This is a genomic window from Neobacillus pocheonensis (assembly GCF_050477905.1).
Classification (GTDB): Bacteria; Bacillota; Bacilli; order Bacillales; family Cytobacillaceae; genus Neobacillus; species Neobacillus pocheonensis_A.
In genome coordinates, this window is the sequence record NZ_JBCNAD010000024.1 from 50,878 (window position 1) to 72,789 (window position 21,912).

Genomic DNA, 21,912 nt, shown 5'->3' on the forward strand with positions numbered 1-21,912 from the left:
TATATAAAAATAAAATTCATTTTTCGGAGGGAAACCAAATGGCTATCAAAAAATATTCAATTGCAGCGGGGATTCTATCAGCTTCACTTCTATTAGGTGCTTGCGGCAACAGCGACAGCGCATCAGGAACTAAGAAAGACACTGGCAGCAAGGATGGAAAAGTAGTTGTTGATATCTTTAACGGTAAGGTAGAAATCGCCGACCAATTGAAAGCGTTAACAGATAAATATACAAAAGAGCATCCTGAAGTTACGTTTAATATTGAATCAGTGGGCGGCGGCGCCGATGGAGCAGCAGCTCTAAAAGCTAAATTCGCTTCTAACAAAGCACCTGATATCTTTGGAAACGGCGGCTATCAAGAAGCGCAAACATGGAAAGATAAATTCGAAGACCTATCTGATCAACCATGGGTGAAAGATGCTTATCCAGATGCTTTAAAACCAATGACCATCGACGGAAAAGTATACGGACAGCCAGTTAACATGGAAGGTTACGGCTTTGCATATAACAAAAAGTTATTTGCAAAAGCAGGAATCACAGAACTTCCTAAGACTTATTCAGAGCTAGAAGCAGTATCCAAGAAACTGAAATCTGCAGGCATCACACCTTTCTCTGTTGGCTATGCAGAATGGTGGGTATTAGCAAATCATGGTCTTAACGTTCCATTTGCTTACGAACAAGCGGATGACGAAAACTTTATTGCAGGCTTAAATGAAGGAAAATCTAAAATTGAAGGCAACAAATACTTTGAGGACTACTTCAAGCTTGTTGATTTAACAGTAAAATACGGCAACAAAAACCCATTAACTACTGACTACAATACAGAAGTTACCCAATTTGCGAATGGCGAAACGGCAATGATTCAGCAAGGTAACTGGATTCAGCCAATGCTTGATAAATTAAACCCTGGCATGGAAGTTGGATTCATTCCGTTGGCACTTACTGATGATGCAGCACAAGCTGATAAGTTAATGGTTGACGTTCCAACGAACTGGGTTGTATATAATAAAGCACCAAATGCTGACAAAAAAGCAGCAAAAGACTTCTTAAACTGGATGGTTTCATCTGAAGAAGGTAAAGCCGCATTAGTAAAAGAATTCAAGTATATCCCAGCCTTCAAAACAATCGAAGCAAAAGCAGAAGATATTGGACCTCTAGGTGCAGATCTTCAGAAATATTCTCAAGACGGCAAAACTTATTCTTGGCAGTTCATGAAGTATCCTGATGGTGCTGGTCAAGAATTCGGTGCAACATTACAAGCATATGTAGGCGGTCAAAAATCTAAAGATGAAGCAATGAAAGCTTTAGATGCAACATGGGCTAAATTAAAGAAATAAGAATTCTATCAGTGGTGACAGGCACCACAAAAAGACAAACAAGGAAAATGTCCACCCAGGGTGGACATTTTCCTTTTATGCTTCAAACGCAAAATAAGTCGATTCATTATCAATTGGCTCGTCCAATAATACTTGAAAGACACATCGGCCATCTCCATTTTGAAAACGTTCTTTACGTATCACTCGATAGCCAAGTAAACGGGAAAGCATTGTTACGGTTACATTACAGAGGACTGGCCGCTTGTAAGCGACATTATAGAAAGGACAATTCTTTTCGATTAAAAAGAGGTCATTATTTAAATTTTCCACCTCCATAAAGTTATCATCTTTAAGGTATAACTCCCGTAAAGCTTCCATTCGCTCCTCAAGGCTAAGTCCTTGGAGTCGTGACTCCCACTCTCGTACCCTCACCTCTGCCATCGTAAAAAGTACCTGTTTTAATGCTTCCAATCCAAGCTGATCCGAGACGGTATCAAGCACTTCAACCGTTAAGGCGTCATAATGCTTTGGAAATAAGTGATCGCCTGCATCGGTTAACCTATAGCGCATCGAAGGGCGTCCTCCTCCGTTCGATGTCTCCCTATTTATGTTTCCTTCTATCCATCCTTCATTCTCAAGCTGTAAAAATTGTTGACGCACGGCCTCACGTGTCATCTCTAGTCTTGAAGCTAATGAAGCAATCGTCGCTGGACCCTCTCGTTTAAGAGTTAGGAGGAGAGCCTGACGAGTTTCCGAAAGTTGTTCGATATTCACTTAAAAGTTCCTCCTCAAATTTATTCTGCTAACTGGAGATTTCACTGTTCACTTTCTCTACGAATCGGAATTTCTTCTGCCAATACCATGTCGATATACCAGCTCTCCTCCATACCAACCACCGATAAGTAAGAGAAAAAATCCAATTACCGAGAGAGATTCAGCAAAAATAAAGTGATACCCAGTTGGAATTAGTGAACCTAATCGAAAAAAGAAGCTTCCTCCATAAAAAACGGATGCGGAAATGACGAGTAGCATGTGTTTCATAGCAATCGTCTCAGAAGGTCCTTCCTTTGGTACCTTCCCAAAATCAACCAGTCCCGTTATAATCGCAAGGAAAGCAAATATCAAGCCTACGGCAATACTCCATTTCGAGAAGCTCCACCAAAGTGAATCTCCCCGCAAAAAACCGAGGAGATCCCAAAGCAAGGATATTGTCCACAAAGCCATAGGAAAATGGGTAAAAATCGGGTGCATAGGATGGCGTAAAAGTTTTGATCCACTTTTGTTCTTGCTCATCCAGATTCAATCCCCCTCTATAAAATGGCAATAATTAGTAATACTTCTCCAATTACTGCCAGCAGTCCGTGAAGAAAAATTAGTCCTTTTGGTAATGGCCGATTTCGCAAGTGGAAAGAAAATAATACAAAACCGCCAAGCGCCGCTATGACAAACAGTACAAGCGCAGTTAAAGGTAAAGTGCCCGATGCTCCCTGAATAACGGCAATAATCAATAAAACTAAGCCTGTGGCTGCAACAAGGCCATGAATAATGGCAACTGATAAAGGTCTTTCTTCACGAGACGCAAGAACGAGTCCCCCTAAAGCAGCAAGAGCAAACACAATCGCTGAAGCAGTGAGCATTTAAACCCCTCCAATGATGTAAAGTTTTTATGAATTTCTTTACATATATATGGTGGGATTTTACTAGTTATGCAAGATAAATATTGCATAACTAATGTTATTATTTCTTCTCAACAAAAAGGCTCTTCACTTTGTGTGAGGAACCTAATTCTAAATACCATACATTTTACATTTTTCATAAAAACTGGTTTTTCCGATTTCTAAGAGCTTGGCTGCCTCCAGCTTATTTCCGTCTGTTACTTTTAAGGCTTGATGTATCGCTTGTTTTTCGACTAAGGCAATGGTTTCCTTCAAGGGCATTACTTGTATATCCATCCTTTGTTGTTTGGGGATATAATAATCCACTTCCTGGTCTCGAAGGTATAGTGGGAGATGATGAATCTCAATTGTTTTTCCATCTAATACATTAATCGCCCGCTCTAAAACATTTTCCAACTCACGGATATTGCCTGGCCACTTATGCTCTTGAAGTCTTTCAATTACTTCAGGTGAAAGCACTGTGTTTTGCCGGTGGAAATTTCTCTCAAGTTTTTTTAACAAGCCTGCAGAAATTAACGGGATATCATCCGTTCTTTTTCGGAGCGGCGGAATTTCGATTTTTATCACATTTAAGCGATAATATAAATCTTGCCGAAAAGTTCCCTCCTGCACCATCATTTCTAAATCCCTATGAGTAGCCGCAATTACACGGACATCAACTGGAATCGATTTTTGGCTGCCTATTCGCTGGACTTCTTTTTCCTGTAGTACGCGAAGAAGCTTACTTTGCATCGAAAGCGGCATATCGCCGATTTCATCGAGAAAAATCGTCCCATGATGGGCCGCTTGAAATTGTCCCTTTTTACCGCCCTTTTTGGCTCCCGTAAAAGCTCCGTCTTCATATCCAAATAACTCAGATTCTAATAGGTGTTCAGGAATCGAAGCACAATTAATTGGAACAAATGGAAAGGCCGCTCTGCTGCTGCCATTATGGATGGCATGGGCAAATAACTCCTTTCCAGTACCTGATTCTCCAAGTAATAAAACAGATGAATGGCTGCTTGATATTCTTTCAGCTAGTTTCTTTGATGCTAAAAATGCTGGACTATTTCCAATTAAGTCTGCAAAATTATATTTACTTTCTTTTTCGAATCGATTTTTATAATATTTTAGTTCTTCTACAAGTGACTGGATTTTGGATTGATATTGCCGCCATTCTTCGGGGTTACGAAACATCACTGTTCCAAGCGCCCCAACAAGTTCCCCGTCTACCACAAGCGGTAGGCGGTTGGCGATCATTTCGCTGCCATTAATCCGTTGTACAGCGGCTAACTCTGCTTGTCCTGTATTGGCGACAATATGCATGCGAGTGTTTTCAATTACTTCATTGACATGTTTCCCAATCGCATATTCTACTGTTGTTCCAATAAACTCACAATAGGCGGCATTAATATATTTGATGATTCCTTGACAATCAACAATGACAATCATTTCTGCCGCTAGATTAATAACTTCCTCGAGCCAGTGATAGGGAATATGCTCAATTATTTCAACCTTCATCCACATTCTCACCTTTTCAATAGTGTTAATTCTATTATAGCAAAAGACTTACAAGAACCTTTAAAAAATTAAGACTAGATTGACTTTTTGCTTTTAGGTCAATGAAACGCTCTTTCTATTTTACCCTAACCCTCTTTTCATCCCGGCTTCGGTCACGTAGACCTTTCTACGTTACCCTAAGTCTCTTTTCATCCTAGCTTCGGTCACGTAGACCCTTCCTATGTTACCCTAAGCCTCTTTTCATCCTAGCTTCGGTCACGTAGACTCTTCCTATGTTACCCTAAGCCTCTTTTTCAGCCGATTTCGGTCACGTAGACCCTTTCTCTATTACCCAAAACCTCCAATTATTTTGATTACAAGAAATCTCAAAATTAACAGAGCAAAAAAATAGGAAAAGAACCCTATCCGGGTTCTTCTATTGAACAGTATAACCCCCATCAAGCACCACGGCCTGCCCTGTTACGCCCCGTGCTTTTTCACTAGCTAAAAAGACAGCATAATCAGCAATTTCCGATACGGATAGAAGTCTTTTTTGCGGGACCAACGGGTAAATGACTTCTTCTATGACTCTCTCAAACGGAACATTTCTTGTATTCGCCAGATCCTGAAGTTGGTTCTGAACAAGCGGTGTATCGACATAGCCAGGACAAAGAGCATTGACGGTTATTCCATGCTCAGCCCCTTCTAAAGCTGCCACCTTTGTTAAGCCGATGACCCCGTGCTTTGCACTATTGTAGGCAGCCTTCCCGGCGAACCCAATCAGGCCGTTAATCGAGGCCATATTAATGATTCTTCCATAGCCATGTTTTTTCATAAGAGGAAATACGTTTTTAATTCCGATAAAAGGCGCCGTCAGCATTACATCCACCAGCAGCTTAAATTTTTCTGTCGGAAATTCCTCAAGCGGCGATACATATTGAAGACCTGCATTGTTAATTAATATATCAATGCTTCCAAAAGTTTGATAGGCCATTTCGATACTATTTTTATAGGCTTCTTCATCCGTTACATCACAAGGGGCAGCCAGCGCTTGAAAGCCTTGATTATTTAGCTCATCTGCTGTTTTATAGCTTAACTCCTTGTTCAAATCTGAAATCACTACTTTTGCTCCTTCTTGTGCAAAAGCCTTCGCTATTTCTAATCCAATTCCGCTGGCAGAACCGGTTATAAAAGCGGTTTTTCCATCTAGAGGCTTCCCCATACGAGCACTCTCCCTGATTATTGTTGTTTTGACATTAGCTGCGGACTTGCAATAAAAGCTGCCTCGGTTTTTTCTTGCACTTCTTTTATAGTGGTTCCTTCCTGCAATTCCGTTAATACCATTTCTTCATCATTGAAATCAAATACGGCTAAATCGGTAATAAGCCGGTGCACAACTCGCTTACCTGTCAACGGAAGGGTACATTCTTTTTTTATTTTTGATTCCCCATATTTATTCACATGCTCCATAATGACAACTACCCGCTTCGCGCCGTTAACAAGGTCCATCGCACCGCCCATACCTTTTATCATTTTCCCTGGAATCATCCAGTTGGCGAGGTCGCCTTTTTCTGAAACCTCCATGCCGCCAAGAATGGCCAAGTCAATATGTCCGCCGCGGATCATCGCAAAGGATTCGGCACTATCAAAATAGGAAGACCCCAAGACTGCGGTTACCGTTTCTTTTCCTGCGTTGATTAAATCCGGGTCGACATGTTCTTCGTTTGGATAAGGGCCAATTCCCAAAAGTCCATTTTCTGATTGAAGCAGCACACTGTATTCTTCAGGGATTTCATTTGCGATGAGAGTCGGCATGCCAATCCCCAAATTTACATTCATACCATCCTGAATTTCCTGCACTGCCCGTCTAATAATTTTTTGGCGAACATCCATAAATGATTCTCCTCTCTATGCTTGGGTAACCGTCCTTCTCTCAATTCTCTTTTCGTAAAAATCCCCGGCTAGAACGCGTTGGACATATATACTTGGTGTATGAATGTGGTCGGGGTTCAACTCACCTTCGCCAACGATTTCTTCTACCTCTGCAATAGTTACCTTTCCAGCCATTGCGGCAAGTGGATTAAAATTTCGCGCTGTTTTGTGATAAACTAAATTTCCTAACAAATCGCCTTTCCAAGCCTTTACTAGAGCAAAATCGCCAACAATAGCTTTTTCAAGAAGATAAGTTTTTCCGTCGAAATCTTTATGTTCCTTTCCTTCGGCGATTGGTGTTCCAACCCCGGTAGCTGTATAAAAACCAGGAATTCCAGCACCGCCTGCACGGATGCGTTCAGCAAGTGTCCCCTGTGGCACGAGCTCCACCTCTAATTCTCCGCTTAAAAATTGGCATTCAAAGATTTTGTTTTCACCCACATAGGAAGAAATCATCTTTTTAATTTGTTTATTGGCAAGTAATAGGCCGAGTCCCCAATCATCAACACCACAGTTATTGCTGACAATCGTTAGGTCCTTAACTCCCTTATCTCTTAAAGCTAAAATAGCCTTTTCCGGTATACCGCAAAGACCGAACCCGCCAACAATGATGGTGGCTCCGTCATGAATATCATCGATTGCCTTTTCAAAAGAATCGATTACTTTTCCACTCTTCATTCCGTTCTCCTCCATTAATAAAGATTCACGCATTCGAAAAAAGCGGTGGCCTTTTTCGAATGCGTGATAGCTTAGACAATGCCTGTTAAAGAATAGATGGCAATGATAAAGAACACTGCTAGTGTTTTGATGATGGTAACAGCAAAAATATCACGATAGGATTGCCTATGAGTAAGTCCGGTAACAGCAAGAAGTGTGATAACTGCACCGTTGTGCGGAAGAGTATCCATACCACCGGATGCCATCGATATAACTCTGTGCATCACTTCAGGCGGAATGTTAGCTGCCGCGATCGCTTGATTATATTTTTCAGCCATTGCACTTAAGGCGATTCCCATGCCGCCTGATGCGGAGCCGGTAATCCCAGCGAGTGTGGAAGTAGTTACAGCACCATTTACAAGAGGGTTTGTAAATGTATTAGAGATCCCATCACTAATGGCTGTGAAACCTGGCAATGCAGCGATGACACCGCCGAAGCCATATTCCGCGCCCGTATTCATCGTGGCAAGTAATGAACCCCCGATACTTGTGTTTAACCCCTCTTTAAAGTTTTGCGTGACTCGCTTCCAGTCAAATAAAATAGTAGAAATAATACCAACAACCAATGCCATTTCAACAGCCCAAATCGCCGCAACAGCCCCTACATCTACTACACCAAAGGCTTTTAAACCAATTTGCGAAAAATCAAATCCATTTGGATACCACTTCGGTATATTGGTCACAAATACTTTGTTCATGACCCCAACAAGAATGAGCGGAACGAAGGCGAAAATTTGCCGGGCTATTGATTGATCTGTTGAAAAGTTTGCTGCTGGTTCTTCGTTTTTAGCGAGGTTTTCAGCGGCAGAGGCCGTTTCGGTACCAAATCCAAAATAACCTTCCCCTGCTTTTTCTGCTTTTCTTCTTCTTGACTCTAAATATAAAAGTCCAAGTATTAGGACAAATACTCCGCCAATGATTCCAAGGAGCGGTGCAGCATAAATATCCGTTTTAAAAAAGGCAATCGGAATAACGTTTTGAATTTGCGGCGTCCCCGGTAAGGCATCCATTGTAAATGTAAAGGCACCTAATGCAATCGTTCCAGGAATCAAGCGTTTTGGAATATCTGCTTCCCTGAAAAGATGGGCAGCAAATGGGAAAACGGCAAATACGACAACAAATAAGCTTACTCCACTATAGGTTAGGATGGCTCCCAATAAAACAATGGTCAAAATGGCTCGTTTGGCGCCGATTAATTTTACAATCGTTTTGGCAATCGACTCAGCCAATCCTGACATTTCAACGACCTTGCCAAAAATAGCTCCTAATAAAAAGACAGGAAAATAATTTTTAATAAATCCGACCATCTTCTCCATAAAAACACTAGAAAAGAAAGGCAACACATAGCTAGGCTCGGTTAATAAAACGGCAAATAGTGCACAAATGGGTGCAAATAAAATAACAGAAAAACCCCTGTATGCAACAAACATTAATAGGCCTAGGGCCAAGAATATAACGATTAAATCCATGAAAATCCCCCTTGTTCGATTATTATTGGAAAGCGTTTACAAAACAAATCGAACCTCCTTTACGAAAATTCCCTTGCATTGATTAATAGTTGCAAGTTCTGTGCCATTTTAAAATTATTTGAAAATTAAGGTTTTTATAAGTTTTTTAAGTGAGGGTATTCCGTTTTTGCGGAAAAATTTTAATATGAAGATTCCGGAAAACAGGAAAATTCCGTTTTCACGGAATAATGAGAGGGTATTCTACAATTTTGAAAAGATATTCTACAAATTTAAGGGGGCATTCTACAATTTTGAGAAGACATTCTACAAATTTAAGGGGGTATTCTACAAAATTCAAAGAACATTCTACAATTTTCAGAGAGTATTCTACAATTTCTAATTGTTACTCCCCTTCAATAAAAAAACATGTCCAGTTAATCTGAACATGTTTTACCTATCCGGACTATTTACCATAATTCCGGCTACTTGGGTTAAGCGGTCATAAAACGCTAAACCTGCTGGGTTTTGATCAAGGCCAATTTCCTCAAAGGCTTCCTTCATACAGCGGAGCCAGCACTGTGCTCTTCTAGGAGTCACTTCAAATGGCAAATGACGCTCTCTCATCGCCGGTGGTCCGAATTCCTGGCTGTATAGGGCAGGTCCACCTAAGAATTGCGGCAAGAACATCCGCTGCTTCCACTTGATTTCTTCCATATCCCCTTCAAATAACGGTCTTAATTCCGGATCTGAGTACACCCGTGGATAGAAAGCATCGACTAGTTTATCAATTGTCTCTTGTCCGCCGATTTCACTATAGAGTGTTTTAAATGCGTATTCCATACTCCTTCACATCCCTTTTGGTTTTGCTCCTTGTTCCCATTATTATAATGATAAAATAAATGAAGTTTCGTGATTTATATCACACTTCCATATAAACTTACATAAATTTACACCGTTCTAAAATAGTTTTTTGAAAGGGTTATGGTATTCTAATATAGGTTTAACCGAAAGATAAATTTACATGATATGGTTAGTCATAAGGGGTGCGTTTGAATGAATAAAGCTTGGATATATGTAGCATTAACCTGTTTGTTTGAATTGATGTGGGTGTACGGTTTTAATGTGGCCAAAACCTGGTGGCAGTGGGCGATTATTATTGGAATCATTTTAACTGATTTTCACTTTTTGCCTAAAGCTTGTAAAAGTCTTCCGACCGGAACAGTTTACGCAATATTTTCAGGGGTAGGAACTATTGGAACTGTCATGATGGATGTCTTCTTTTTTGGCGAGAGTTTTAGTGCAGGGAAGCTTTTGTTTGTTGCTATTATTATTTTAGGCGTGATTGGCTTAAATCTGGCTGATAACCAACAGGTAAAAGAGGAATTGAAAGGAGCTGCTTAATTTGGGCTGGTTTTTGGTTGTTTTAGCAGGTGCAAGTGAAATTATCGGAGCAGCTGGTTTAAAATTATATAGTCAACAGAAAACACTCCGCAATGGGGTTCTTTATATTGGGGGCTTCGGTGCTTCCTTTGGCTTCTTGTATTCATCTTTTCACTTTTTGCAGGTTAGTATCGCCTATGCGGTATGGATTGGAATCGGGACCGCCGGAGCAGTTTCAGTTAACATGTTCCTTTTTGGGGAATCCAAAAGCTTGGGGCGAATTATCAGTGTTTTGATGATTATCATTGGTGTCGCAGGATTAAAGGTACTTTCATAAAAATAAGCTGATATGAACAATTTGTTAATATCAGCCTATTTCTCTCAGGTAACCTTATTTAATTTTTCCTAACTCCTCCACAAAAGCCGGCCGCCTTTTATATTTTTCTATCAATTCTCCGATTAATTTATGTGCATGGATAGTTCCACAGGCATTTTTGAATGTTTTAATCACACGGCAGACGTTTCGGTAACTTCGTCTTTCAGAAGCTTCTTCTGATGATTGTTCGATATATTTAATAAACAATGTTATTACCTCATCTAAATTATCCTTTATTAAATGTGGATATAAATCCGTGATTTTAGAGACGTGATGGTTACAATATATTAATAGTTGAGCAGTCAAGTTTTCCTCTTGTAATATGGTAAGGTACACAGAGGGCTGGAAATTCATTCTTTCAAATTCGTCCAAAATATTTTGCAAAATTACTTCCCATTCGTTTTCATCATATAAGTTTTTTAACTTCAAATAGTATTGATATTCATCTTTAAATAAAAGTTCTCTCGCCAGCTGCCTTTGATTTTCAACTTCTCCAAGCAATTCGTACGCTTGATATCGGAATTCTCGCCATTCGTGAACAAGTCCTCGGTAATCTTTATCGGCTTCTTCTCCATCCAAACACAACTGAACAACTTTCTTATATCCGCCTTTCTTAAACTCCATTTCAATCGCTTTTTTACGGAACTCGCTATGATGGATATATTGGTATATAAATCTCTCTGCCTCTTTGACTCCGTCACATCTTTCAATAATGTTAAGCCGCAGAAGCAATACTTGTTCTTGGTTATAATTTGCACTCCAGGAAGATCCCTCTTGTTCATAAAGGGTATCTAACTGTTTTTCCAGTTTTTTTCTCAAGTCCTTATTCGCCACAAAATAGGTGCACGCCTCTAAGAGATTAAAGCGAATATCATTCCAGTCACTATATTGACTTTTTAAAGCTTCTTTTAATACTGCCTCAAAAAGCTTTTTTTGTTCTTTTACATTTAAACGGCTTAAACTCTCTCCTGCCGCTTCATCAATCATTTTTACAGCCCAATGGATGACCGATCCCACAGAACCATTGGAGTCATCCGAATATTTGAGCATTCTAACGACTGGGTTTAATACAGCCAAAGATAGTAAAATGGCACTCTCGAATTCATTGTTTTGTAATTTTCCCTCTGCTTTTTGCAAAGTAAGTTCTGCACCTTTTAAAGCATGATCGACATGCCGCCAATCAATAAATCCGTTTCTTTTGGCACTATTTATATATTCTTGAATGAGCTTTTTACTTGAGGAAATTTCGTCTTGATTTGGTGCATACTTAAACAACAAACTTTTTTCAATGTCAGGGTATTCGTTTGCCAGATTAAGAAGGATAGTAATTAATTCATTTTTGTCTTGATTTAAGAGGACAGACTTTAAATCTTGCTTAATAATTGGAAGTTTCAATTTCTCTCACCCCAAAGTCTTCATTTCTAATCATTGTACCATTTGCTAACATAATAAATAATAAAAAAAGCCAGTCCCTAGCACAGTATTTTGGTACCGTGCAGGGCAGGCTCTAGAAAAATTATAATTGCTCCCCATTTGAAGCTATAACATCTTTATACCAGTAGAAGGATTTTTTCTTTTTTCTTTCCAATGTACCATTACCATAATCATCTTGGTCCACATAAATAAATCCATACCGTTTTGACATTTCTGAGGTGCTTGCACTGATTAAATCAATACAGCTAAAATATTAGTTAATAAAATATTAGCATCTTTTAAATAAGCAAGCAATTTATTTTCTCGTCCAATAGGCTAATCCAAATAAAATGATTGCAAGAACTCCAATCCATCTAAACAGTCCATCCGCATCTCCTGCAAATATAGCTATGCTCGGTAATAATAGAGCAATTCCACTCCATAAAAATGCTTTCCAAGATTTTTTCAAAAGACCCCAAATGAATAATAAAATGGAAGCACCGATTAATAGCCAATAAACAATTCCCACCAAGAAGAAATCCATCTCTTCTCCCCCCGTAAAATTATCTATTTGTCTATTTATCATATGCGCGTTTCATTTTGTCTGAGAATAAGTATCCGTAATAAATAAACACCACATGTTAATCGATTATTTTTGTGGTGTTTATAGCTTATGAAAAAATTTTTTGAATGATGGATTTAGGTTTTTTTCGTAATTTATCAACCGATTTTTGGAACCCATACATTAATACCGATTTTGCAATAAATAAAATCGTCATTTGGTAATGTTTTAATCGAACAAGCGACACAATTCCCAGTTTTCGTAAGAAGGTCATACCTAAAAATGAAAGTAGGACGGCCGTAATTAGATTCACGATTAGATATCGAAAAAAGTTACCAAAGGTCAATTTGAAAATCCATAATGATCCCACAAAAAAAGGACCCAAGAAAAAAGGAATTTCACCCATTACACCTGGAATCAGTTTCTCGTAAAACTGCCACCAGATCCTTTTTTTAGCAAATATACTTTCTACTGTAATCCAAGCACCCATGAAAAGTGCTCCTGGATAAAAGCGCTTTATTGCCCTCTTTCCTAAAAAGGGTACGGACAGCCACGGCAATAACATCATAACCAGCAGTATCATTTTTTTATGTTTCATCTATAGACATTCCTTTTTTATCTTTAATATGCACAAATTGGATGTATATTATTTATGTTTTTTGAGAAAATATCTTGCCTGAAATTTAAGATATTTATAGAACTTCCATTATTTCAATTTTCATAAAAATCGTGTAGGATTGATATGTAATTTTCAAGAATAGAGGGGAGAGAATGTTCATGCTTCAACGACCACAAGAAAGTGAGTATCCAGAGTATTATGTGCCCTATGTAAATTCAGTTCCAGAAGGGGACCTATTAACGCATTTAAAAGAAAATCTTACGAAGATTACGGAGCTTTTTGAAAATATTTCAGAAGAAGATGCAGATTTCCGCTATGCCTCTGGGAAATGGAGCATCAGGGAAGTTCTTGGACATATGACAGATACCGAAAGAATCATGAGCTACCGCTTGCTGCGAATTGGCCGAGGCGATCAGACAGCTTTAGCTGGTTTTGAAGAAAATGATTATGTTGCCGCCTCTCAAATCAACAGGTTACCAGTGAAAAATATCCTTGATGACTTTGTTGCAACTAGAAAAGCTACCATTACCTTGATTGAAAATATGCCGGAGGGGGCGTGGGCCAACGTAGGCAATGCCAATAACACTGAAGTTACTGCCCGGGCTGTCGCCTATATCATTGCCGGACACGAAATCCACCATCGAAAAATTATTAATGATAGATACCTTGCAGCCCTTTAATGGGTGTCATGCACTATTATTAGCCAGAGCCCGTAAGTACCTTTTTTACGTAGAGGTCTTTTTTTTAAAAAATTTTTCCTTTATAACCAAATTTTTATTTACGAACAAATGTTCTTTGTTTTATAATTGAAATATCGGTAATAATAAGAAGTGGGCCTGGATGCTAACCCGGCTGCTCAGTCTCTATGTTATCGTGCATAGAAAGATAAATACTTATAAACTAAAGGAGAGATTATTAATGACTGTAAAATTGATTCCTTATTTAGTGATGGACGGAAATGCAAAAGAAGCAATCCGATTTTACCAAAATGCGTTGGACGCTCAAGTTCTATTTAGTCAATCTTTCGGTGAAATGCCAGAGAATCCGGAATTCCCACTACCTGCAGAAGCAAAGGATCGTGTAAGTCACGCAACGATAAAAGTTGGTGAGACTGAACTTATGTTTTCTGATACTTTCCCGGGGCAACCACATCAAAGCGGAAATCAAGTTACCATTTGTATTTCAACAAATGATGCGGATCAAGCCCGCAAATTTTTTGATGCACTTCAAGATGGCGGTCAAGTGAGTATGCCACTTCAAGAAACTTTCTTTAGTCCGGCTTATGGCAGTTTAACAGACAAGTTTGGTGTTAACTTCCAAATTTTCACTGAAGGTCAGCATCAATAATTTCCTACATAGGAAAAAACAGCTCTGTCTTGATGTAGGGACAGAGCTGTTTTTACTTTAAAGACGATAGTTGGAGATGAATTTTAGAAATTCTTTTTGTTTGGAATGGTCGTATTTCATTATCGCGTATGTGTTTGCTTCAGGCAAATGGATGGTATGGCAATCTACTTCTAGCAGACTTCCCTCTAAAAGTTCCCTTCTTACCGTTGATGTCGGCAGGAAGGAAACACCCAACCCTTCTATAATAAACCGTTTCGTGATATGCACTTGCGAAACTTTCATCATTCGAACATTTGGATATTTACTTTTTACTTCTCGTGAAAGACTTTCCCAATACCCTGGATGATTATGCGTTAATAAATAATTTGTTGATAAAACCTCTTCCTCATCCAGAGGAGGGGCTGTTTCCGCGTCCCTTCCGTCATGGGGAGCAACAAATATGACTCTATCTCTGTATAAGAGCTCACAAATTAGATTTTGGTTTGTGCTTCTTAAACATGACAAACCGAGGTCAACTTCTTCTTTTAATACTGCTTGTTCTATTTCTTCAGACTCTATTATTTTAACGGTAATCTCTACTTCCGGATGCTGTTTGGTATAGCTTTTTAAGACATATGGCAGGATGGTATCCGCAATCAACGGCGAAATGGCGAGTGTTAGTTGTGCCGTATATCCTTGGGTAAAGGAATGTAAATCCTCAAGTCCCCCTTGATAAACCTCTAGCAATCTCTTTGTGTGGACTAAATACCTCCTTCCTGCTTCTGTCAGTTTAATTTTTTTCCCCTCTCGGTCAAATAATTGAATTCCAAGTTCTTTTTCAAGTTGTTTAATATGAACCGTTACCGATGGTTGCGATATATATAAGAGTTCTGATGCCCTTCGAAAGTTTCCACACTCCGCAGCAGTTATGAAGGTGTTGAGCCAATCAAATTCCATGTTCCACCTCTGATTAAATATATTAATCAATCTCTTTAAGAACATTCAATATTCTTAATTATATTTATTTTATAAAATATTACTAAATAAGGGAAGGAGCGATTTCTTTATGGAGGTTCAAAAAGGATTAAAAGGGATTGTTGCTGCTGAAACAATGATTAGCCATGTTGATGGAGAAATTGGTCAGTTAATTTATCGGGGATATGAAATTAGAGAGTTAACAAAAAGTTATTCTTTTGAAGAGGTTGCTTATCTACTTTGGTTTGGTTATCTGCCGGATCCGGAGCAGTTATCTGAGTTGAAAACGGAGATGAAGCGTAATCGAAAACTTCCGAAAAATATGGTGGACATTATCGATTTGCTGCCTCCCAGCATGGATTTAATGAGTGTCATAAGGACGGCTATTTCTTCAGAGGGCGGAAATTTCGAATATGAATGGGAACCAAAGATTTCACAGGCAATTCGGCTTACGTCACTTGTACCGACCATTATCGCCTATCGAAAAAGACAGATTGAGGGCCGATTGTTCGTCCAACCTCGGGATGATCTAGACCATGCTGCAAACTATCTTTATATGCTATCAGGATCAAATCCAATAGTTGCCCATGTAGAAGCACTTGAAACGTATATGATTTTGACTCTTGAACATGGAATGAATGCATCCACTTTTTCTGCCAGAGTTACTGTCTCCACTGAGTCAGATATGGTGTCTGGAGTGACTTCAGCTATCGGAACGATGAAAGGCCCACTACATGGCGGGGCACCATCAGGAGTGATTGAACTTCTAAATGAGATTGCCCTTGTAGGAGATGCCGAAAAGGTGATTAGAGAAAAGCTATTGCATGGGGAAAAATTGATGGGGTTTGGCCATAGAGTCTATAAAACTCGTGATCCTCGAGCTATTGCTTTAAAGACGAAATTACAGGAGTTGGTTGGCGAGGATAAATGGTTCGATCTAGCAATGGAGGTAGAAGAGATTGCTATTAGAGTGTTGTCTGTGCTGAAGCCCGGACGCTCCCTATATACAAATGTAGAATTCTATGCGGCTGCTATCATGAAAGCCATTAACATGGATACAGACCTCTTCACTCCCACCTTTACCGCAAGCCGCATGGTTGGGTGGACCGCTCACATCCTAGAGCAGTCCGAAAATAACAGTATCTTTCGACCACAATCGAAGTATATTGGAGCATTGAAATAACGGTGTCAATAACGGTGTCAGGCACCGTTTGTGGACATATCCTTAACTTTGTACACTCCACACGGACAATACATTAAATTATATTAAAAGCGTGGTGCCCCACGCTCTTTTTTTCTCTTTTCTGTCTATAATATTGTGCCTTTTTATGATTCGCCGATAAAATCGAAAATTCGCCGATAAAGTGGCTAGATTCGCCGATAAAATCGAAAATTCGCCGATAAACTGGTTTAATTCGCCGATAAAAATTTCTGATGCTCTAATATATCATATTAACACTCTAAATCAGTGTAATATTACACTAAATTAGGCGATTAACCATAGTATCATAACAAAAAGTCCTTTTAAATTTCTAGGTACCCAAGTTTTTCGCTGAGGAAGTGCCTCTCTCTGCAAAAAAAGTGCAATTTTTGTTACTAAATCATCAATTTCTATACAATTGGCTTTGAAAAGGACTTTTCAATCTGTTCTTTTATTAAATTATTAGGTTGAGCGTATCCAATTGGTGAATAAATAAGTCCGTTATTAAATTTATTTATTTCTATAGGGTTTTTCGCCATGATTTCATTACCGGATTGATATATATTTTGAATCATTTTGACCATTTCAACCATAGCCCCCACTACACTTCGGTTATGCGTTTTGGTGAAAATAATCTCGTCACCATGTTCTATAAATTTTTCGATAAGAGAAGTATCTAATCCATCAGCCTTTAGGTTTTCTGCTAAGTGGCGGGTTAACAATTCACCAATTTTAGCAAAATCCTTCTTTTTAACACCAGGAATTACCAAACTATAAAGAGTTAGGTCGTTAACTAGAATTAAACATTGGTAGCGTCCAATCTTAAATAGATTCATATGCCAAGCATTAAGGCCGTCGAGTATTTCTACATCGCTATTTGCTTCAACCTGTAATTCTTTTAAAACCTTCTGAGTCGCACCAATAACGAACATTACTTCACCTACTTTTCCAAGATTGAATCATCACAATTATTAACTACAAATGAAAAAATAAACCTAATCAATGGTTGATTAGGTTTTAACCCATTTTAGTTCCTGAAGAAGCTGGCTGATATTTTCTCATTGGCCCATAATCTACAACCTCTTGAAGATAAAGGTTTCCATTTGGACTGGATTTCTTGAGCAGTTCCATTAGGTATGTAATATCGTCCATTGCTCTATGTGTCTGATAATTTGTTATTTGGTGTGCTTCTAAAAGTGTCAGGAGCTTGCCATTTGGGAAACCATAGTTTTTCCAAGGGATATTTCTCATTGTACAATACCACTTCAACTCATTGACTTCCGGATACATATGAAAAAGAAAGCTTCGATCGAAAGAGGCATTATGAGCAAAAACTGAATCAGCCCGGTGGAAATAGGTTTTGATTTTTCCATCCTCGAAGCTCTTCCCCTTTACCATTTCATAGGGAATACCATGAACTCTATAGGCACGGTCATAATTTCTTAGTGCTGATTGCTTAAGCGGCTCCCTCAAAAAAGAGTCTTCCTCAATAATTTCAATTATCTCACCAGTATCAGGTCGATAGGAAAATAGCTTTAAAGCGAGTTCAATAACCTCATCCGTTGTAGGACCTAAACCGGTCGTCTCTACGTCTAATATCAAACCGAATTTCTCTTGTTTCAGCAATTGGATCATTCCTTAACAATTATGTTTATCCTATTATATCAGAGCTTAGCATAGTATCCTATCTCCAAAATGTCCCTTATAAATTGCTCGATAATATTTTAGGCAGACATTCCTTTTAAAAAAGCCCTGATTACGATTGAAAGGCTTTCATCTAAATCCAGCGCCATTTTAAAACCGCCCTTTTGCTCCAAAGAAGAAAATCCATGTAGAATGCTTCTTAAACCTCTGACGGCATGCAGCGCTTGATTCCCTTCAAGTTCAAACGCCTGTAAAACTCGAATAGTCAAATCAACTATTTTCGAGCCAGCTTGCTGGACTTCCTGATCTTCCGGGTCGGGTGCCAATAAGGTCGCTTCATAGATACCTGGATGCTTACGTGCAAAATCGACATATGCCTTACTTAGAGCAAGAACGGCATCAGTGCCCGACACCCCGATAGCTGCCTCGGCTAATTCTTCGTAAAGCATTTCGATTCCGTAGATAGCTAACTTCTTCCTCAGCCCTGGCAGGCCATCAAAATGATTATATAATGAAGGCGGGCGGATATTTAATTTTTTTGCGAGATTTGCCAAGGTAACCTCATGCATACCATATTGGTCTGCCAGTTCCCCTGCAACTTCAAGTATAGTCGGTATTTCGAGTCCAATTTTAGGTCTGGGTGACATCTCTTATGCTCCTTATTTCAATTTCTGCTGAAAATTATTAATAGCCTGTTTCATTACCTTAACGGGACTTTCCACCATTTCACCATGTCCTACGGCAAGTATACTTGGTTCAACCTCCACTAATTTCTTCGCACTTTCTAAAGCTGTCTTTTTACTCCATGTACCAAATGCAGGAAATGGGAACCACGGCTTTATATCGCCTGCCACTGCGATTCCGCCTCTTGTTTGGAAAGCGTCGCCGGTAATTAATGCTTTGGTCCGATTATCTAAAAAAGACATTGAACCTGGTGTATGGCCTGGTGAAGCTATTGCTTTTAAGGAACCCACTTGGTCTCCGTCGTTTAATACTATAGAAGCTCTCGTTTTTAACTTTTTAGGGACGCCACCTTTAATTGGTGTTTGGTCTTCATGCTGATCAAGAGAGCGGTCACCATTCATTAATCGGTTATCTCGGACAGAAATATAAACGGGTACCTCTGGAAGTGTTTCCTTTATTAAATCCAATGCACCGACATGATCCTCGTGCGCATGTGTCAAAACAATTTTAGTGATGGGCTTTCCGATTGTTTCCGCGGCCTGTAGTATCCCTTTTGCACAAAAGCCAAGAGCCGCATCAACCAAAGTCAATCCATCCTGTTCCTCTACCAAATAGCAGTTGACCGGAAACACATTAGCCATAAACGTCACTTGATACAAAAAGCCTTTTTTAATCAATCTCATTATAGCCATCCCCTTTTAACTAATATCGTTAGTTTTATTTTAACTAATGGAATTAGTTTTATCAAGCGCTTTTTCTCTAATATTTGGAAAAAATAAATTAGTTATATAAATTTGGTATTTTCCAAATGATACTAAGGAGAAATCACACTATTTAAGTTGACACTTAATTAAGTATAGACTAAAATAAAATCATGATTGAAAAAGTCCTTCATGCATTAGCAGAACCAAGACGTAGAGATATTTTGTATCTTGTTCGTGATGGAGAACTTACCTCCAGCACGATTGCCTCACATTTTGATATTTCCGCACCAGCAGTTTCGCAGCATCTCAAAGTTCTCGAACAATCCGGCCTAGTAGTTGTCCGGAGAGACGGAACAAAACGGTACTATGGTATTAGAAGGGACGGTTTTGCTGAATTAAAACAATACATCGACCGTTTTTGGGATGATAGTTTACTTCGCTTGAAAGAAGCTGCCGAAGAGGAAGAAAGGAGAAAAAATGACTCAAACAAGCAATGATACCATCGTAAAAGAAATCTTTATTGAAGCACGCCCGGAAACATTATTTTCGTTCTTTACTGATGCTGATAAAATGGTTCGCTGGATGGGCAGACAGATCCTTCTAGAGCCAAAAATCGGCGGTAAATACCGGATTGATGTTAATGGCAGCGATATTGCCATGGGGGAATACGTTGAAATTGTGCCTTATGAAAAAATTGTTATGTCTTGGGGCTGGGAGAAATCAAAGATTGTCCCTCCAGGTTCAAGTAAGGTTGAATTTCGTTTGACTCCAAAAGAGAATGGAACAAACTTAGTCTTAACACATTATGATTTGCCAGTCGAAGAAATTCCGTCACATCAGCAAGGCTGGTCTCACTACATGCCCCGCATTAAGGATTTTGCTGAAGGAAGAGACCCTGGTGTTGATCCTTGGTCCGAATTGTCTATGCATTAATATTTATAAAAAAAAGCTACTGAAAAATAATTATATTTGAGGAGGAATTTTAACAATGGCAAATACAATCCATCAGGAAGTAGAATTCAACGCAAGTCCCGGCCGCATTTATGAAATTTTGACAGGTTCAAAAGAGTTTAGCGAGGTTACAGGCGGTGCGCCGACAGAGATTAGTCCAGAAGCTGGCGGCACATTTTCTTGCTTTGGCGGGATGATTTTAGGGAGAAATATTGAACTAGTTCCAGGTGTACGAGTTGTTCAAGCATGGCGTGTAAAGAACTGGCCAGAGGGTGTATATTCTATCGCTAAATTCGAACTTACAGAACAAGGTTCGAAGACTAAGTTGGTTTTCGACCACGTTGGTTTCCCTGAAGAGGAAGGCGAGCATCTTGCAGCAGGCTGGGGAGCGAATTATTGGAGCCCAATTGAAAAATATTTAGGATAATACGGAAAATCACATTATTTCAGTTGTGAAATAATGTGATTTTTTTGCATTTGCCGATATATTTCATCTTACCTTAGTAAGTAGATTCACAAAACCGCCCTATTACAAAGAACTTTTAGAGATCAATTACCAATTTCTCCGATTTTGCTCTAGAAACACATGATAAAATCACATTTTGCGCGGTTTTTTGTTTTTCACTCAAAAAAGAATCGTAGTGATCGACTTCTCCTTCAATCACCTTTAACGCGCAAGTCCCACAGGACCCTACTCGGCAAGAAAAAGGAGCCTTGACCCCTGCTTCAAGTAACGCCTCCAACAAAGTCTGGTCCTTTAAGACATCTACCGTCAAACCATTTGAAACTTGAACCTGAAAAGAATTAGCGCTTTTAGGACGTGGCGAAGTAAACCGTTCAAAGTGAATACTCGAACTTGGGTAACCGTTTTTTAGCGCGAAATCCGTAAAAGCTGTAATAAAAGATTCTGGCCCGCAAAAATACGCATGAGTTCCAATTTTATGTTCTAGTAGCGAATCAGCACTAAGTCGCTTAGCCCCTTCTCCCTGTGAAAAATAAAATTTACATTGCTGTGGATAATTTTGCTGCAAATAATCATAGAATGCACATTTCTCTTTAGATTTTGCAGTGTAGTGCAGTTCAAATGAGCTATCTAAATCAGCCATCATTGATATAAATGGAGTAATACCTATACCTGCAGCATAAAAAACATGGTGCTTAGCCTTAAAACTTATAGAAAAATGATTTTTTGGATAACTAATTTTTAGCCTGTCCCCGATTTTAACATGCTGATGCCAATAAAGAGACCCGCCAGTGGAAACATCACTAAGGCCTATGGCAATTTGATAGTATTGCCGGTTATCCGGATGGCTCGTTATAGAATAATGTCTTTCCAGTAAGCCGCTGTTTCCTTCTATATATGTAGTGATATTTGAACCGCCGCTAAAAGATGGCAACCCCCACCCATCCAATGGAGCAAGCGTAAACCGTTTAACATTTGGGGTTTCCTGATGAATTTCTTTTACAACAACAGGTATCGTTTTTTCCTTATACATGCTGACCATCCCT

27 protein-coding genes and 1 pseudogene are annotated in these 21,912 nt (G+C 39.1%); 9 read left to right on the plus strand and 19 right to left on the minus strand.

Annotated features, from left to right (window positions below; all coding sequences use genetic code 11):
• Positions 1–38 precede the first annotated feature (38 nt).
• Positions 39–1,337, plus strand: coding sequence for an ABC transporter substrate-binding protein (locus ABES02_RS14215; protein ID WP_430135852.1), 1,299 nt, complete (start codon positions 39–41; stop codon positions 1,335–1,337).
• 75 nt (positions 1,338–1,412) lie between these two features.
• On the opposite strand, the gene ABES02_RS14220 is transcribed toward ABES02_RS14215, so the two are convergent.
• The 9 genes from ABES02_RS14220 to ABES02_RS14260 form a co-directional block, all read right to left on the minus strand.
• Positions 1,413–2,090, minus strand: coding sequence for a helix-turn-helix transcriptional regulator (locus ABES02_RS14220; protein WP_430135855.1), 678 nt, complete (start codon positions 2,088–2,090; stop codon positions 1,413–1,415).
• A gap of 57 nt (positions 2,091–2,147) precedes the next feature.
• Positions 2,148–2,609: a DUF2231 domain-containing protein gene (locus ABES02_RS14225; protein WP_430135857.1), complete on the minus strand. Its 462-nt coding sequence runs from the start codon at positions 2,607–2,609 to the stop codon at positions 2,148–2,150.
• Positions 2,610–2,626: 17 nt separating this feature from the next.
• Positions 2,627–2,953 (minus strand): hypothetical protein, encoded by a 327-nt coding sequence (locus ABES02_RS14230; protein ID WP_430135860.1) that lies wholly within the window; start codon positions 2,951–2,953, stop codon positions 2,627–2,629.
• A 150-nt stretch (positions 2,954–3,103) separates the two neighbouring features.
• On the minus strand, positions 3,104–4,492 hold the full coding sequence (locus ABES02_RS14235) for a sigma-54 interaction domain-containing protein (RefSeq protein WP_430135862.1): 1,389 nt from the start codon (positions 4,490–4,492) through the stop codon (positions 3,104–3,106).
• Positions 4,493–4,907: 415 nt separating this feature from the next.
• Positions 4,908–5,693, minus strand: coding sequence for a 3-hydroxybutyrate dehydrogenase (locus tag ABES02_RS14240; RefSeq protein WP_430135864.1), 786 nt, complete (start codon positions 5,691–5,693; stop codon positions 4,908–4,910).
• A gap of 17 nt (positions 5,694–5,710) precedes the next feature.
• The gene (locus ABES02_RS14245) at positions 5,711–6,364 is read right to left on the minus strand and encodes a 3-oxoacid CoA-transferase subunit B (protein WP_430135867.1); all 654 of its coding nucleotides are present in this window, start codon (positions 6,362–6,364) and stop codon (positions 5,711–5,713) included.
• Positions 6,365–6,379: 15 nt separating this feature from the next.
• A complete protein-coding gene (locus tag ABES02_RS14250) occupies positions 6,380–7,081 on the minus strand; it encodes a CoA transferase subunit A (protein WP_430135870.1) in 702 nt (233 codons plus the stop codon).
• 71 nt (positions 7,082–7,152) lie between these two features.
• A complete protein-coding gene (locus ABES02_RS14255) occupies positions 7,153–8,589 on the minus strand; it encodes a GntP family permease (RefSeq protein ID WP_430135873.1) in 1,437 nt (478 codons plus the stop codon).
• A 429-nt stretch (positions 8,590–9,018) separates the two neighbouring features.
• The gene (locus tag ABES02_RS14260; protein WP_430135874.1) at positions 9,019–9,408 is read right to left on the minus strand and encodes a globin; all 390 of its coding nucleotides are present in this window, start codon (positions 9,406–9,408) and stop codon (positions 9,019–9,021) included.
• 213 nt (positions 9,409–9,621) lie between these two features.
• On the opposite strand from ABES02_RS14260, the gene ABES02_RS14265 reads away from it, so the two are divergent.
• Together ABES02_RS14265 and ABES02_RS14270 are read left to right on the plus strand one after the other, a co-directional pair.
• Positions 9,622–9,969 carry a DMT family transporter gene (locus tag ABES02_RS14265; protein ID WP_430135876.1) on the plus strand — a complete coding sequence of 116 codons (348 nt, stop codon included), beginning with the start codon at positions 9,622–9,624 and terminating at the stop codon, positions 9,967–9,969.
• A 1-nt stretch (position 9,970) separates the two neighbouring features.
• Positions 9,971–10,285, plus strand: coding sequence for a DMT family transporter (locus ABES02_RS14270; RefSeq protein ID WP_430135879.1), 315 nt, complete (start codon positions 9,971–9,973; stop codon positions 10,283–10,285).
• Positions 10,286–10,339: 54 nt separating this feature from the next.
• Here the strand turns inward: ABES02_RS14270 and ABES02_RS14275 are convergent, their stop codons facing one another.
• The 4 genes and pseudogenes from ABES02_RS14275 to ABES02_RS14290 form a co-directional block, all read right to left on the minus strand.
• The gene (locus tag ABES02_RS14275; RefSeq protein WP_430135882.1) at positions 10,340–11,719 is read right to left on the minus strand and encodes a hypothetical protein; all 1,380 of its coding nucleotides are present in this window, start codon (positions 11,717–11,719) and stop codon (positions 10,340–10,342) included.
• Positions 11,720–11,840: 121 nt separating this feature from the next.
• Positions 11,841–12,008: pseudogene (locus ABES02_RS14280) on the minus strand (family 1 glycosylhydrolase); the annotation flags it as partial.
• 45 nt (positions 12,009–12,053) lie between these two features.
• Positions 12,054–12,281: a hypothetical protein gene (locus ABES02_RS14285; protein ID WP_430135885.1), complete on the minus strand. Its 228-nt coding sequence runs from the start codon at positions 12,279–12,281 to the stop codon at positions 12,054–12,056.
• A 127-nt stretch (positions 12,282–12,408) separates the two neighbouring features.
• Positions 12,409–12,897: a hypothetical protein gene (locus ABES02_RS14290; RefSeq protein ID WP_430135888.1), complete on the minus strand. Its 489-nt coding sequence runs from the start codon at positions 12,895–12,897 to the stop codon at positions 12,409–12,411.
• Between the two features lie 179 nt (positions 12,898–13,076).
• Between ABES02_RS14290 and ABES02_RS14295 the strand changes: the two genes are divergently transcribed.
• Positions 13,077–13,598 carry a DinB family protein gene (locus ABES02_RS14295; RefSeq protein ID WP_430135891.1) on the plus strand — a complete coding sequence of 174 codons (522 nt, stop codon included), beginning with the start codon at positions 13,077–13,079 and terminating at the stop codon, positions 13,596–13,598.
• 238 nt (positions 13,599–13,836) lie between these two features.
• Entirely contained in the window at positions 13,837–14,265 is a 429-nt protein-coding gene (locus ABES02_RS14300; protein WP_430135894.1) for a VOC family protein, read from the plus strand.
• A 57-nt stretch (positions 14,266–14,322) separates the two neighbouring features.
• Here ABES02_RS14300 and ABES02_RS14305 read toward each other — a convergent pair whose 3' ends face one another.
• On the minus strand, positions 14,323–15,201 hold the full coding sequence (locus tag ABES02_RS14305) for a LysR family transcriptional regulator (RefSeq protein ID WP_430135897.1): 879 nt from the start codon (positions 15,199–15,201) through the stop codon (positions 14,323–14,325).
• Positions 15,202–15,310: 109 nt separating this feature from the next.
• On the opposite strand from ABES02_RS14305, the gene ABES02_RS14310 reads away from it, so the two are divergent.
• Entirely contained in the window at positions 15,311–16,402 is a 1,092-nt protein-coding gene (locus ABES02_RS14310) for a citrate synthase/methylcitrate synthase (RefSeq protein ID WP_430135900.1), read from the plus strand.
• A gap of 428 nt (positions 16,403–16,830) precedes the next feature.
• On the opposite strand, the gene ABES02_RS14315 is transcribed toward ABES02_RS14310, so the two are convergent.
• From ABES02_RS14315 to ABES02_RS14330, 4 genes are all read right to left on the minus strand, one after another.
• A complete protein-coding gene (locus ABES02_RS14315) occupies positions 16,831–17,352 on the minus strand; it encodes a DUF6933 domain-containing protein (RefSeq protein WP_430135902.1) in 522 nt (173 codons plus the stop codon).
• Between the two features lie 85 nt (positions 17,353–17,437).
• Positions 17,438–18,046, minus strand: coding sequence for an exonuclease domain-containing protein (locus tag ABES02_RS14320; protein ID WP_430135905.1), 609 nt, complete (start codon positions 18,044–18,046; stop codon positions 17,438–17,440).
• Positions 18,047–18,144: 98 nt separating this feature from the next.
• On the minus strand, positions 18,145–18,711 hold the full coding sequence (locus ABES02_RS14325) for a TetR/AcrR family transcriptional regulator (RefSeq protein ID WP_430135908.1): 567 nt from the start codon (positions 18,709–18,711) through the stop codon (positions 18,145–18,147).
• 12 nt (positions 18,712–18,723) lie between these two features.
• A complete protein-coding gene (locus ABES02_RS14330) occupies positions 18,724–19,431 on the minus strand; it encodes an MBL fold metallo-hydrolase (protein WP_430135911.1) in 708 nt (235 codons plus the stop codon).
• 191 nt (positions 19,432–19,622) lie between these two features.
• On the opposite strand from ABES02_RS14330, the gene ABES02_RS14335 reads away from it, so the two are divergent.
• The 3 genes from ABES02_RS14335 to ABES02_RS14345 are packed head-to-tail and all read left to right on the plus strand — an operon-like array spanning position 19,623 to position 20,830.
• Complete coding sequence (locus tag ABES02_RS14335; protein ID WP_430135914.1) at positions 19,623–19,949, plus strand: ArsR/SmtB family transcription factor; 327 nt, start codon at positions 19,623–19,625, stop codon at positions 19,947–19,949.
• Complete coding sequence (locus ABES02_RS14340; protein WP_430135917.1) at positions 19,930–20,385, plus strand: SRPBCC family protein; 456 nt, start codon at positions 19,930–19,932, stop codon at positions 20,383–20,385. Before ABES02_RS14335 ends, ABES02_RS14340 begins: the two co-directional genes overlap by 20 nt.
• A gap of 55 nt (positions 20,386–20,440) precedes the next feature.
• The gene (locus ABES02_RS14345; RefSeq protein WP_430135919.1) at positions 20,441–20,830 is read left to right on the plus strand and encodes an SRPBCC family protein; all 390 of its coding nucleotides are present in this window, start codon (positions 20,441–20,443) and stop codon (positions 20,828–20,830) included.
• 115 nt (positions 20,831–20,945) lie between these two features.
• Here the strand turns inward: ABES02_RS14345 and ABES02_RS14350 are convergent, their stop codons facing one another.
• Entirely contained in the window at positions 20,946–21,899 is a 954-nt protein-coding gene (locus ABES02_RS14350) for a PDR/VanB family oxidoreductase (protein ID WP_430135922.1), read from the minus strand.
• Positions 21,900–21,912 lie beyond the last annotated feature (13 nt).